Source organism: Sphingopyxis sp. YR583 (assembly GCF_900108295.1).
In the GTDB taxonomy this organism is placed as follows: Bacteria; Pseudomonadota; Alphaproteobacteria; order Sphingomonadales; family Sphingomonadaceae; genus Sphingopyxis.
On record NZ_FNWK01000003.1, the window covers coordinates 165,450 to 177,374 of the forward strand.

General features: G+C 65.6%; 11 protein-coding genes. 8 read left to right on the forward strand and 3 right to left on the reverse strand.

Translation table 11 applies throughout. The features are described from left to right. Window positions 1-27: 27 nt before the first annotated feature. Genes BLW56_RS16390 through BLW56_RS16400 form a run of 3 tightly spaced genes read left to right on the forward strand, consistent with a single transcriptional unit; the run spans window position 28 to window position 3,239 of the window. Window positions 28-1,443 carry an aldehyde dehydrogenase family protein gene (locus BLW56_RS16390; protein WP_093511782.1) on the forward strand — a complete coding sequence of 472 codons (1,416 nt, stop codon included), beginning with the start codon at window positions 28-30 and terminating at the stop codon, window positions 1,441-1,443. After that, entirely contained in the window at window positions 1,444-2,283 is an 840-nt protein-coding gene (locus BLW56_RS16395) for an enoyl-CoA hydratase/isomerase family protein (RefSeq protein WP_093511783.1), read from the forward strand. Then, a complete protein-coding gene (locus tag BLW56_RS16400; protein ID WP_093511784.1) occupies window positions 2,280-3,239 on the forward strand; it encodes an SDR family NAD(P)-dependent oxidoreductase in 960 nt (319 codons plus the stop codon). The genes BLW56_RS16395 and BLW56_RS16400 overlap by 4 nt, the downstream gene beginning before the upstream one ends. Before the next feature lie 62 nt (window positions 3,240-3,301). On the opposite strand, the gene BLW56_RS16405 is transcribed toward BLW56_RS16400, so the two are convergent. Continuing rightward, window positions 3,302-4,060, reverse strand: a complete 759-nt coding sequence (locus tag BLW56_RS16405) for an SDR family NAD(P)-dependent oxidoreductase (protein WP_093511785.1) — start codon at window positions 4,058-4,060, stop codon at window positions 3,302-3,304. Window positions 4,061-4,198: 138 nt separating this feature from the next. Between BLW56_RS16405 and BLW56_RS16410 the strand changes: the two genes are divergently transcribed. From BLW56_RS16410 to BLW56_RS16425, 4 genes are all read left to right on the forward strand, one after another. Continuing rightward, window positions 4,199-5,755: an acyl-CoA synthetase gene (locus tag BLW56_RS16410; protein ID WP_093511786.1), complete on the forward strand. Its 1,557-nt coding sequence runs from the start codon at window positions 4,199-4,201 to the stop codon at window positions 5,753-5,755. 49 nt (window positions 5,756-5,804) lie between these two features. Next, window positions 5,805-6,983: a molybdopterin molybdotransferase MoeA gene (locus BLW56_RS16415; RefSeq protein WP_256203613.1), complete on the forward strand. Its 1,179-nt coding sequence runs from the start codon at window positions 5,805-5,807 to the stop codon at window positions 6,981-6,983. 148 nt (window positions 6,984-7,131) lie between these two features. Further along, entirely contained in the window at window positions 7,132-9,096 is a 1,965-nt protein-coding gene (locus tag BLW56_RS16420; protein ID WP_256203567.1) for a TonB-dependent receptor plug domain-containing protein, read from the forward strand. A 54-nt stretch (window positions 9,097-9,150) separates the two neighbouring features. Then, window positions 9,151-9,549, forward strand: a complete 399-nt coding sequence (locus tag BLW56_RS16425; protein WP_093511789.1) for a MerR family transcriptional regulator — start codon at window positions 9,151-9,153, stop codon at window positions 9,547-9,549. A gap of 188 nt (window positions 9,550-9,737) precedes the next feature. Here the strand turns inward: BLW56_RS16425 and BLW56_RS16430 are convergent, their stop codons facing one another. Further along, a complete protein-coding gene (locus tag BLW56_RS16430) occupies window positions 9,738-10,526 on the reverse strand; it encodes an SDR family oxidoreductase (protein WP_093511790.1) in 789 nt (262 codons plus the stop codon). Continuing rightward, window positions 10,523-10,900, reverse strand: a complete 378-nt coding sequence (locus tag BLW56_RS16435) for a nuclear transport factor 2 family protein (RefSeq protein WP_093511791.1) — start codon at window positions 10,898-10,900, stop codon at window positions 10,523-10,525. The genes BLW56_RS16430 and BLW56_RS16435 overlap by 4 nt, the downstream gene beginning before the upstream one ends. Before the next feature lie 98 nt (window positions 10,901-10,998). Between BLW56_RS16435 and BLW56_RS16440 the strand changes: the two genes are divergently transcribed. Continuing rightward, window positions 10,999-11,910: a LysR family transcriptional regulator gene (locus BLW56_RS16440; RefSeq protein WP_093511792.1), complete on the forward strand. Its 912-nt coding sequence runs from the start codon at window positions 10,999-11,001 to the stop codon at window positions 11,908-11,910. Window positions 11,911-11,925: the final 15 nt, after the last annotated feature.

Consider the following 11,925-nt stretch of genomic DNA (forward strand, 5'->3'; position numbering starts at 1 on the left):
AGCGCTTCGGAATTTCGGGAGAGAGAAATGGATTTCGATTCGGCCTATCGCATGACCATCAACGGGACACTCGTCGACAGCGAAGCGCATATCGACGTGGTCAATCCGGCAACGGGCGCGGCGTTCGCCAAAGCCCCCAATTGCTCGGTGGAGCAGCTCGACCGGGCGGTGGCAGCCGCGAAGGCCGCCTTCCCCGGCTGGCGCGCGACCCCGATCGCCGAACGCCAGCGCCTGCTCGCCGCAGCAGCCGATCTCCTCGAGGCCAATGCCGCGGACATCGGACGGCTCTTCACGCGCGAACAGGGGCGCCCCGTCGAGGGCGCCATGGCCGAAGTCGGGATCGGCGTCGCTTGGCTGCGCGCCCACTCGGTGATGCAGCCCCCCGTGCACCGGGTCGATGGCGGCGACGGCCAGATGATCGAGACCCAATATGTCCCGCTGGGTGTCGTCGGCGCGATTTCCCCGTGGAACTTCCCGGTGAACCTGTCGATCTGGAAGATCGCGCCCGCCCTGCTGGCCGGCAACACCATCGTCCTGAAACCGTCGCCCTTCACACCGCTGTGCATGCTCAAGATCGGCGAGCTGCTGAACAGTCTCTTCCCTGCCGGCGTGCTCAACGTGATCACCGGCGACGATGGTCTCGGCCCGCTGATGACCGCCCATCCCGGATTCGCGAAAATCAGCTTCACCGGCTCGACCGCAACCGGCAAACGGGTGATGGAGGCGGCGTCGAAGGACCTGAAGCGCGTGACGCTGGAGCTGGGGGGCAACGATGCCGCGATCGTCTTGCCCGATGCGAATGTCGACGAGGTCGCGGCGCGCATCTTCTACGGCGCCTTCTTCAACAGCGCACAGATCTGCATCGCGACGAAGCGCCTTTATATCCACGAGGATATCTACGACCGGATGCGCGACAAGCTGGTCGAGATAGCGCGCGCGACGAAGGTGGGCGACGGCAGCGAACAGGGCACCGACCTCGGGCCGATCCAGAACCGGCGACAGTTCGAACGCGTCACCGAACTCATCGAGAACGCACGCGCAAGTGGCCTCGTTCTCCTTGAAGGTTCTGCGGTTCCCGAGCAGGGCTATTTCGTTCCGATCACGCTGGTCGACAATCCGCCCGAAGATTCGCGGGTCGTGCGCGAAGAGGCTTTCGGCCCGGTTCTCCCGCTGCTCAAGTTCGGCGATATCGATGACGTTGTCGCGCGGGCAAACGACAGCGAATATGGCCTGGCCGGGGCGGTATGGTCCTCCGATATCGAACAGGCGAAGGCGGTCGCGCGGCGGCTCGAAACCGGCACCGTCTGGATCAACTCCAACCTCATGCTGCGACCCGACGTCCCGTTCGCGGGGCACAAGCAGAGCGGTCTCGGGGTCGAGAACGGGATCGAGGGCCTGCTCGAATACATGGTGCCGCAAGCCGTCTATTTCCCGGCGGCCTGAATGGGCGTCTCGATCGAAGCGCATGGCGCGGTCCGGCTGATCCGCGTCGCCTCGCCCCCGCACGGCATCCTGGGCGCCCGCGGCGCCAAGGAGCTGGCGGCGGCGGTGGAGGAGGTCCTCGGCGACAGCGCGGTTCGCGCGCTGATCATCGCGGGCGCCGACTGCGGCGTGTTCATCCGCCATTATGATCTCGCGGCGATCCGCAAGGCAGCCGATGCCATCCGTTCGGGCGCGATCGACGCAGAAGCTTTCGTCGATGCCGATTTCGGACGGATGACCGACCGGATTGCGACCTCGCCCGTCCCGGTGATCGCCGCGATCAACGGCATCTGCATGGGCGGCGGGTTCGAGGTCGCGCTGGCCTGCGACATCCGGATCGCCCAGCGCGATGTCGACCATATCGGCCTCCCCGAGATTCGCGTCGACATATTGCCCGGCGGCGGCGGAACGATACGGCTGGCGCGCCTTGTGGGCGAAGGACCGGCGCTGGACATCGCGCTGCGCGGACGCACCGTCGATGCGCAGCGCGCCTATGACCTCGGGATCGTCGGCGACCTGGCTGACGACGCCATCGCCGCCGCGCTCGACATCGCACAGGCACTCGCGGAGCGCGATCCCCGGGCCCTGGGGGAGATCAAGCGGCTCGTCCGCTCCGCCCATGAGGGCCCGGTCCAGCACCGGCTCGGCGACGAACGCATCGCATTCGGCCGGCATCTCGCGGCGAGCGACACCGCACTCGCCAGCATGGACGCAGCGCTCGCGTCGGGGACGATGCTCGAGGCCGTGTCGGCCTGCGAGCCGAACGATAGCGCTCACAAGACAATGGGAGACGACCGATGACCGAGACAATCGCCTTCAGATCGCCGAACCGCTTTCCCGGCACCGCCGAGATATTGGAAGGCATCGACCTTTCCGGCAAGACCGCGCTGGTGACCGGCGGCTCGGGCGGGCTGGGGCTCACCACCTCGGCGGCGCTGGCACGGGCCGGAGCAAACGTCATCATCGCGAGCCGACCGGGCGCGAAGCTCGACGCGGCGGTCGAAACCGTCCGTTCCGCCACTTCAGGATCGGTCGAAGGTGCCGGGGTCGATCTGGGCGATCTCGCCTCGGTCGATGCGCTGGCCGACCGGCTCGTCGCTGACGATGTCCCGATCGATTTCCTCGTCAACAACGCCGGCGTTATCGGCGGCAGGGCGCTGTCGTCGATCGGGGTGGAGATGGGCTTCATGACCAATGTCGTCGGCCACGCGGTCCTGGCAAGCCGCATCGCTCCCCTGCTTGCCGACGGCGCCCGCATCGCCTGCGTCAGTTCCTTCGGCCATCACTATTCGCCGATCGTGTTCGGCGACATCAATTTCGAAAATCGCCCCTATTCGGCTTGGAAAAGCTACGGGCAATCGAAGACCGGCACCTGCCTGATGGCGGTCAAATTGAACGCGGCCCTCCGCCACCGCGGTATCGACGCCTTCTCGCTGCATCCCGGACAGGTGATCACCGACATGGGTCGATCGATGGTGGAGGAGGATTTTGCCGAGCAGGTCGCGAAGACCGGCGAGATCCCGGCCGAGGACTTCATGACGCCCGACCAGGGCGCCGCGACGACGATCTGGGCCCTGACCGAGCCGCGTCTCGCCGGCAAGGGCGGTGCCTATCTGCAGGACTGCGCGGTCGCCGCTGTGCGCGACGAGCCCGACTATCGCACCGGCGTCATGCGCTATGCGATCGACCCGTCTTCGGCCGAACGTCTTTGGGGAACCGCGGCCAAGCTCTGCGGGCGCGCGCTACCGCTGGCCTGAATGCGAAAAGGCTGCGGCACCGCCGCGGCCTTCTCTCCTCCGCCTCGCGGCGCCCGCCGGACCTAGAGCAGCGAATAGCCGCCATCAACGACCAGTTCGGTGCCGGTCATGAAGCGCGACGCGTCGGACGCGAGAAAGAGCACCGCCCCCGCGACATCGCCGGTATTCGCCCAGCGCCCCATCGGAAAGCCCGACGCAACGAACGCCTTTGCAGCCTCCATGTCGGGAAAGCGGCCGGCGGCAACCGCGGGTTCGAGACCGCTCAAGCCGAGCGCGGTCTCGACGGGTCCCGGGTGGACGCTGTTCACCCTTATGCCCGAACCGCTGCGCGCGAATTCGACCGCGACGCCTTTGGTCATCAGGCGCACCGCGCCCTTGCTCGCCGAATAGGCTGCGTGCATCGGCCCGGCCAGTTGGCCGTAGATCGACGACAGGTTGACGATAGAGCCGCTCCCGCCCGTCATCAGCGGCGCCGCCTTCTGCATGCCGATCCAGACGCTTTCGACATTGATGCGCAGCACGCGGCGCAGTTCGTCGAGGCTGGTATCGAGGAATGGCTTGTTGAGGATGATGCCGGCATTGTTGACCAAAATGTCGAGCCTTCCCTCGCGCGCCTTGATGTCGCCGAGGACCGCGTCCCAGTCTGCCTCGCTCGTGACATCGTGCCGCAGCATCGCGCCGCGCGCGCTGCCATCGGGCGACGGATCGATGTCGCTCGCGACGACGGTCGCGCCATGGCCCTCCAGCGTGTCGGCGACGTCCCGCCCGATACCTTTCGCGGCGCCCGTCACGAGCGCGACCTTCCCCTTCAGATCGAACATCACCCTTCTCCCGGTTGCGGACCGTCGGCGGTTGCGACGGCTCCGTTAGTTGACATGTCACAATATATGTAACAGATAACATTTGTTGCAAGCAACCGGCAAGAAGCCGGACGGACGCATTTCAAGGGAGAGGTCGGGATGCATCCCAGCCACCATGCACGAGCGCACCCCGACAAGCCCGCCTATATCATGGCGAGCTCGGGCATCAGCGTCGACTATCGAAGCCTCGACGAGCGATCGAACCGGCTGGCGCATTTCTGGCGGTCGCAGGGCTATGCCGCGGGGGACACGATCGCGATCCTGCTCGAGAACCACGAATGGTTCCTCCCCCTGGTCTGGGCAGCGCAGCGTTCGGGCCTCTATTACGCCTGTCTGTCGCACACCCTGTCCGGTGCCGATCTCGCCTATATCCTCCAGGATAGCGGCGCCCGCTGCGTCATCGGATCGCGACGGACATTGCCGCTCATCGAGGCGGCGCGCACCGAGGGCGCGAGCCTTGCCGCGTTCCTCGTCGATCACGCAGGCCCTGAAGCGCCGGACATCGTCGAAGCCTCGCTGGCCTTTCCAGCGACGCCGGTCGCCGACGAATGCGCGGGCACCGATATGCTCTATTCGTCGGGCACGACGGGCCGTCCCAAGGGCATCCGGCGTCCCTTCGTCCCCGGCCAGCCAATCGCCGCGGAAACGCCAATGGCGCCGATGGCGCGGACCCGCTTTCATATAGGCGAGGACAGCATCTATCTCTCCCCTGCCCCGCTCTATCATGCCGGACCGCTGCGCTGGGCGATGATGGTGCAGCGTCTCGGCGGGACGGTCGTGATCGTGGAGCGTTTCGACGCCGAACAGGCGCTGGCGCTGATCGAACGCCACCGCGTCACCGCGTCGCAATGGGTGCCGACGCATTTCGTGCGCATGCTCCAGCTTCCCGACGACCAGCGCCTCGCCTACGACGTCTCGTCGATGCGCGCCGCCTTCCACGCTGCCGCTCCCTGCCCGATCCCGGTCAAGGAAGCGATGATGGACTGGTGGGGGCCCGTCATCCACGAATATTATGGCGGCACCGAGAATAATGGCCTGACCCTTATCGGCCCCGAGGAGTGGCTCGAACGAAAGGGATCGGTCGGCAAGGCAGTGATCGGCATCATCCGCATCTGCGACGACGAGGGCGAGCTGCTGCCGGCCGGAGCGGAAGGCGGCGTCTATTTCGAGGGCGGTCCTGCCTTCACCTATCACAATGACGAGGAGAAGACCCGCTCCTCCAGAAATGCCAGGGGCTGGACGACGCTCGGCGACATCGGCCGGCTCGACGACCAAGGCTATCTCTATCTCACCGACCGCAAGAGCTTCATGATCATCTCCGGCGGGGTGAACATCTATCCGCAGGAAATCGAAAATGCGCTCGCGCTGCACCCCAAGGTGCGCGACGTGGCCGTGATCGGCGCTCCGGATCCGGACATGGGCGAGCGCGTGGTGGCCGTGGTCGAGCTGCGCGACCTTGCCGATGCCAGCGACGCCCTGAAAGCCGAACTTACCGCCTATCTGCGCGAACGGCTCGGCGGCGTGAAGACGCCGCGGCAGATCGATTTCACCGACGCGCTGCCGCGCGAGCCGACGGGCAAATTGTTCAAGCGCCTGCTGCGCGATCGGTACAGGATCGCCGGGACGTCGGCGGACCCCGCTCGCCAGCCCAACTGACGAACAAGCGGAACGGGAGGAACCATTTACGGCGGATTGTCTCGTCTCGATCTCGTTCGACCGCGCCCTTGAAATATTGGCCGCGCAAGCCGCGCCCCTGGGCCGCGAGTTTGCGGCGCTGGCGACTGTCGGGGGCCGGCGCCTCGCGGCGCCGGTCGTCGCGGGAATTGACGCCCCGCGCCGCGACTGTGCTGCGATGGACGGCTATGCCGTCCGCAGCGCCGACCTTGTCGCCGGCATAACGAGGTTCCGCGAGGCCGGAACGAGTTTCGCCGGCACAGCGACTATGGGCGAACTGAGACGTGGCGATGCCTGGCGGATCATGACGGGCGCGGCGCTCCCTGATGGCGCCGATCGGGTAGTCATGATCGAGCGTTGCCAAGCCTGGGCGGAGGGCATCGAGGTCGACGCCGACCCGGCTGGGAAGCCCCATGTTCGCTTGCAAGGTTCCGACTTTCGCGCAGGCGATGTGCTTCTCCATCCCGGCGCGCTGTTGACGCCCGCCGCACTGGTTGCGGCGGCTGCGGCGGATGTCGGTCGCGTCGAGCTCTGGCGGCAGCCGAATGTCCTGCTGCTCTCGACCGGCGACGAGATTGCGGCGCCGGGTACGGCGCGAAGCAGGAGCCATCTCGTCCCGGATAGCCTCGGCGCCGCGATCGCGCATCTATGCCGCTCGGCCGGCGCCGTGGCGCCTTCACTGCTTCGCGTCGGTGATGCGCCGGACCTCATCGCGGGCGCGTGCGCTGCAACGGATTGCGACGTGATCGTCGTAATCGGCGGCGCATCGCGCGGCGACCGGGACCATGGTCGGGCCGCCCTCGCTTCGATTGGACTGGATATGGCATTCGCCGATGTCGCCATGAAGCCGGGGAAACCCGCATGGTATGGACGCCTCGATACTCGTCATGTCATCGGCCTGCCAGGGAATCCCACAGCCGCTCTGACCGTAGCCCGGCTCTTTCTCGTGCCGCTGATCACGGGCTTGTCTGGCGGAAACGCCAAGAGCGCATTGCGCTGGCGCATGCTTGGGACGCGAACCCCGCTCCAAGCCAACGGCCCGCGTGAGTCTTTCCTTTGCGCCGAAGAATGCATCGATGGTGTCGCCGTGTTCGGAGATCAGGATGCCTCGGGGCAGCGGAGGCTCGCGCGCTCTACGAGCCTTGTCAGGCGCCCAGCGAATGCGCCTGCGATTGCATCGGGCTCCCAAGTCCCAACGCTCGACCTTTGAGGAAGCGGCCGTTAGGAGACCGTCTGCTTCCAGCGGGCCCAAAGCTTAAGCAGACATTGCTTGACCTTGTAGTGACTTCAACCTTTATGGCGCCACCGGTTGGCCGCCTCCCGCGCGGTCGCGCAATAACCAGCCGGGAGACGCCATCGTGAAACCTTCTAAATTCCTGCCCGTTGCAGCGGCTGCGATGTTCCATAGCACCTTGCTGTGGACGCCTGCTGTGCAAGCACAGGGTCATCACGACGAAGCGGAGGAAGGAGAGGAAGACATCGTTGTGCAGGCGACACGCTCGGGCCGGCGCGTTCAAGACGAGGCGATCCGCGTCGAGGTAATCGGCCGCGAAGAGATCGAAGAAAAGCTGCTCATGACGCCCGGCAACGTCTCGATGCTCGTCGCCGAGACACCGGGCGTGCGCGTGCAGGTGACCTCGCCCTCGCTCGGATCGTCGAACATCCGCATGCAGGGTATGTCGGGCAGATACACGCAGCTTCTCTCGGACGGCCTCCCGCTTTACGGCGGCCAGCCCTCGTCGATCGGCCTGCTCCAAATCCCACCGACCGACCTCGGGCAGGTCGAGGTGATCAAGGGCTCGGCGTCGGCGCTTTACGGACCGTCGGCGCTTGGCGGCGTCATCAACCTCGTCTCGCGCCGCCCGAAGGCCGGCGCGGAAGCCGAACTGCTGCTCAACGCAACGACCCGCGATGGGCAGGACGTGACCGGATATGCTTCGCGGCCGCTGGGGGCGAACTGGAGCTATTCGCTCACCGGCGGCTATCACCGCCAGACGCACAGGGATCTCGACGATGACGGCTGGATCGACATGCCGGGCTATGACCGGTGGACGGTCCGCCCGCGCCTCTTCTGGGAAGGTGACAATGGCGCAACCGCGCTGATCACCGTTGGTGCGACGCACGAAGACCGGACCGGTGGCACGCTCGCCGGACGAACCACGCCCGACGGCCAGCCCTTCCCGCTGACGCAGGACAGCCGCCGCCTCGACGCCGGGCTCGTCGCCGAATTCCCGATCGAAAATCTCGGCAAAATAGGCGTGCGGGCTTCGGCGATGACCCAGCGACACCGCCAGCTGTTCGGCACCAGCGCCGAAACCGACAGGCAGCACACCTTCTTCGCCGAAACCTCGCTCGCCGGGGAAAGCGGGCCGACGAACTGGCTCGCGGGCGCGGCGTTTCAGGCCGACCTCTACCGCTCGCGCGCCTTCCCGGGCTTCGACTACAGCTATACGGTCCCCGGCCTGTTCGGACAGGTCGAACAGGAGCTAACCGACGAGTTGCTGCTCGCGGGCAGCGCGCGCGTCGATTTCCACAGCAAATATGGCACGCGTTTCAGCCCGCGCCTGTCGGCGCTCTATCGCCCCGGCCCGTGGACGATCCGTGCCTCATTCGGCAAGGGTTTCTATGCCCCCACTCCCTTCGTGGACGAGATCGAGGCGGCGGGCCTGTCGCGGCTCGAACCGCTCGGCCCACTCAGGACCGAAACCGCAAAAACCGCCTCGCTTGACTTCGGCTATGCCAAGGGGCCGATCGAGGCGAGCTTCACCCTCTTCGCATCGGACATCGACAATGCGGTACAGCTCGTCGACGTCGACGCCGACAGCGTTCGCCTCATCAATGCACTCGGCACGACGCGCACGCGCGGCGGCGAATTGATGCTGCGCTACCGCTGGCAGGGCTTCTCGGTCACCGGCAGCTATGTCTTCGTCGACGCCAGCGAACCCGATCCGTCGGGCATCGGGCGCCGTACGACGCCGCGCACCCCGCGCCATACCGCGGGACTTGTCGGCATGTGGGAGGAACATGGCAAGGGCCGTATCGGGATCGAGGCCTATTATACCGGCCGTCAGCAACTCGGCGACAATCCTTACCGCGCGCGCAGCCGCCCCTATTTCGAGCTTGGCGCGCTCGCCGAAATCACCCTCGGCAAGGTGAGCCTGTTCGTGAACGCCGAGAATATTCTCGATATCCGGCAGACCAAATATGATCCGCTGCTGCTGCCGCAGCGCGCGCCCGATGGAAGCTGGACGGTCGATGCCTGGGCGCCGACCGACGGGTTCGTGGTCAATGGCGGCGTCCGGTTCAAGTTCGGCGGCCGTTGAGCGTAACCTGTCGCTGCGCTATCCCAACATTGCAGAAACTATAGGGTTGAATCCATGCGCATCGGCGAGCTTGCACGCATCACGAAAACGAAGACCGAGACCATCCGCTTCTATGAAAAGGAAGGCCTGTTGCCACAGGCGGCCCGAACGGCCGCCAACTACCGGAGCTACGGCAGTGAACATGGACAGCGGCTCTCGTTCATCCGCCGCGCTCGCGACCTTGGCTTCCGCCTCGACGATGTCCGCGAACTGCTGACGCTCTCAGACGATCGGTCGCGTCCATGCGGAGCGGTCGACGAGATCGCCACCCGGCATCTCGCGGAGATCGACGCCAAGATCGCCGACCTTGGGAAGATGCGGGCGGAGTTGAGCCGGATGATCACCTCCTGCCAGCAAGGAACCATCGACGACTGCCGGATCATCGAAACCCTCGGGCCCACTGCAGTGACGTGAGCTGGCCGATTGCGGTCAGGCGGATTTTGGGATCAGATGTCGAAAAAACAGACGATCAGTCGGCCGCAGCGACGCGTAAGCTTAGTGCCGTCAGAATGCCTTCCGCCTGTTCACCAATAGAGAAAACGGACACTGCCGGCCCGGCCCTCCCGACGTCCGCACGAGGTGCGAACGTCGGGGCGATGACCTCAGACGGTCGGAACGGTGCCTCCATCGATGACGAACTCGGCGCCGTGGATGGCGGCGGCACGATCCGAAGCCAGGTAGGCGATGAGGTCGGCGACCTCATGAGTATCGGCCGGACGCCCGATCGGGATCCCGCCCAGGCCATCCAGCACGAGTTGCCGAGCCTCCTCGATCGTGCCGCCATTGGCGGCTTGCAGCCGCTTCAGCAGCTCTTCAGAACCTTGGGTCATGATCCAGCCGGGGGACACGACATTGACCCGCACCCCCTTCGGTCCGAGCTCTTTCGACACGGACTTGCTGTACGTCCTGAGCGCGGCCTTGGCGGCGGCGTAGGCTGTGGTCGACTCAGGTAGCGGCAGGACCGACTGGATCGAGGTGACATGCACCACCGCGCCGGCGCCCCGCTCGATCATCTGCGGGACCAGAAGGCGATCGAGGCGCACCGTAGCAAGAAGGTTCAGATTCAGTTCGGCGAGCCAATCATCGTCAGTCAGCGCGGCAAAGCCGCCCCCGGGCGCGGACGAGCCGCCGATCACGTGAGCCAGGACATCGACCCCGCCCATGTGCGCAAGCGCGGCTGCAGCCAAGCTTTCGCCGCTCGCCGCCGTCGTCAGGTCGGCCCGGACGAACTCGGCGCCAGCAATGGGGTCAGGGTTTCCGCGCGCGGCGGTCATCACGCGGGCGCCGCCGGCAAGGAAACGTTCGACGGTGGCTCGGCCCAAACCCTTGGTGCCGCCGCTGACCACGACACGCTTGCCCGCGAACTCGGCCGGATCAAGCTGGAGGCTCACAGCGTGATCTCAAGCTTCTTGATCACGTCGTTCTCGAGCGTGAAATCATAGGTGAACCGGATCGGGCTGCCCTTGAAGTCGCCATGGGCCGGGCCTTCAACGACGACCCGGCCCTTCTCGTGGCGCACGCTGTCCGGGGTGAAGATCGCTTTGACAGCGACCACCTCGCCTTCGAACAGGGCCCTGATTTCGGGGTGGCCCGCGTGACGATGGCCGTTGTCCACTATGAGAGCATCGGCGGCGAACGGCTTCAGCATGCCGTCTACATCGAGCTGTGCGTTGGCGGCAACAAAGTCCGCGATGGGTTTGGGCAAGGATGCAACAACCGCTTGGGTGCCGCGCTGATTGGTATCGGATTCACTCTTGGTCTGCATAACAAGTCTCCTTCGTTTAACTTGCCTCCATTGTAAGAGCAGGGCACTATCCGCATAAGTGGGCCAATATGACATGAGCTAGTGAAGGATTCGGGACAATGTCGCGACTTGCTCTTCGGGACTTCGATGCCGTTCTGGCGGTTGCGCGGCGCGGGTCCTTCCGGCAGGCCGCCATCGATCTTGGAATGTCGACAACCGCGCTAAGTCATATGATTGCGCGGATCGAAGCCGAGCTTGGCGTTCGCCTGTTCAACCGGACGACGCGGAGCGTTGCGCTGACCGACGCGGGACGGGTCTTCGTCGATCGCCTCGGGCCATCGCTTCAAGACGTTCGCGAAACCATTGAGATCGTCCGCGAACGCCGTGCGACGCCGACGGGAACGCTGCGGATCAACGCGCCGCCTTTCGCCGCGCGCTCGCCTGCCCTCACCACTCTCCTCCTGGAATATTCGCGCCGTTATCCGGACATGCATGTCGACGTCGTGACCGAGGGCCAGCTGCGCGACATTTTCGCAGACGGTTTCGACCTTGGCGTTCGCGTCGCGTCGCTCGTGCCGACAGACATGATTGCCCTGCCGCTCGGCGAGGCCCAGCGCTTCGCGGCGGTCGCCTCGCCTGCGTACCTGGCCAAGCGATCACGACCGCTGGTGCCGACCGATCTGCCTTCCCACGACTGCGTCCGCGTCCGGTTGCCCGATGGCGCGCTCTACCGCTGGCGTTTCGAAAAGGGCGGCGACACGGCGCAGATCGAGGTGAGAGGCCGGATGACGTTCGATGAGCTCAACCTGTCACGCGCCGCCGTGTTGGCGGGCTTCGGTATCGGCTTCTATTTCGAACAGGACGTCATGGCCGATATCGAAGATGGAACGCTTGTGCGCCTGCTCGAAGACTGGACACCGCCCTTCCCCGGCCTCTGTCTATACTATCCGGGCCGAAGGCATCCTTCCGCGGGGCTGGCCGCATTCCTGTCGGTCGCCCGCGAACTGGCGTCAACCCGGGCAAAGTCTTAGACCTCAACGGGTACT

Excerpts from the sequence above, each read along its gene's own strand:
- BLW56_RS16390 (WP_093511782.1), top strand. The coding sequence starts at position 28 with ATGGATTTCGATTCGGCCTATCGCATGACCATCAACGGGACACTCGTC.
- BLW56_RS16410 (WP_093511786.1), top strand. The coding sequence starts at position 4,199 with ATGCATCCCAGCCACCATGCACGAGCGCACCCCGACAAGCCCGCCTAT.
- BLW56_RS16425 (WP_093511789.1), top strand. The coding sequence starts at position 9,151 with ATGCGCATCGGCGAGCTTGCACGCATCACGAAAACGAAGACCGAGACC.
- BLW56_RS16435 (WP_093511791.1), bottom strand. The coding sequence starts at position 10,900 with ATGCAGACCAAGAGTGAATCCGATACCAATCAGCGCGGCACCCAAGCG.
- BLW56_RS16405 (WP_093511785.1), bottom strand. The coding sequence starts at position 4,060 with ATGTTCGATCTGAAGGGGAAGGTCGCGCTCGTGACGGGCGCCGCGAAA.
- BLW56_RS16395 (WP_093511783.1), top strand. The coding sequence starts at position 1,444 with ATGGGCGTCTCGATCGAAGCGCATGGCGCGGTCCGGCTGATCCGCGTC.
- BLW56_RS16400 (WP_093511784.1), top strand. The coding sequence starts at position 2,280 with ATGACCGAGACAATCGCCTTCAGATCGCCGAACCGCTTTCCCGGCACC.
- BLW56_RS16440 (WP_093511792.1), top strand. The coding sequence starts at position 10,999 with ATGTCGCGACTTGCTCTTCGGGACTTCGATGCCGTTCTGGCGGTTGCG.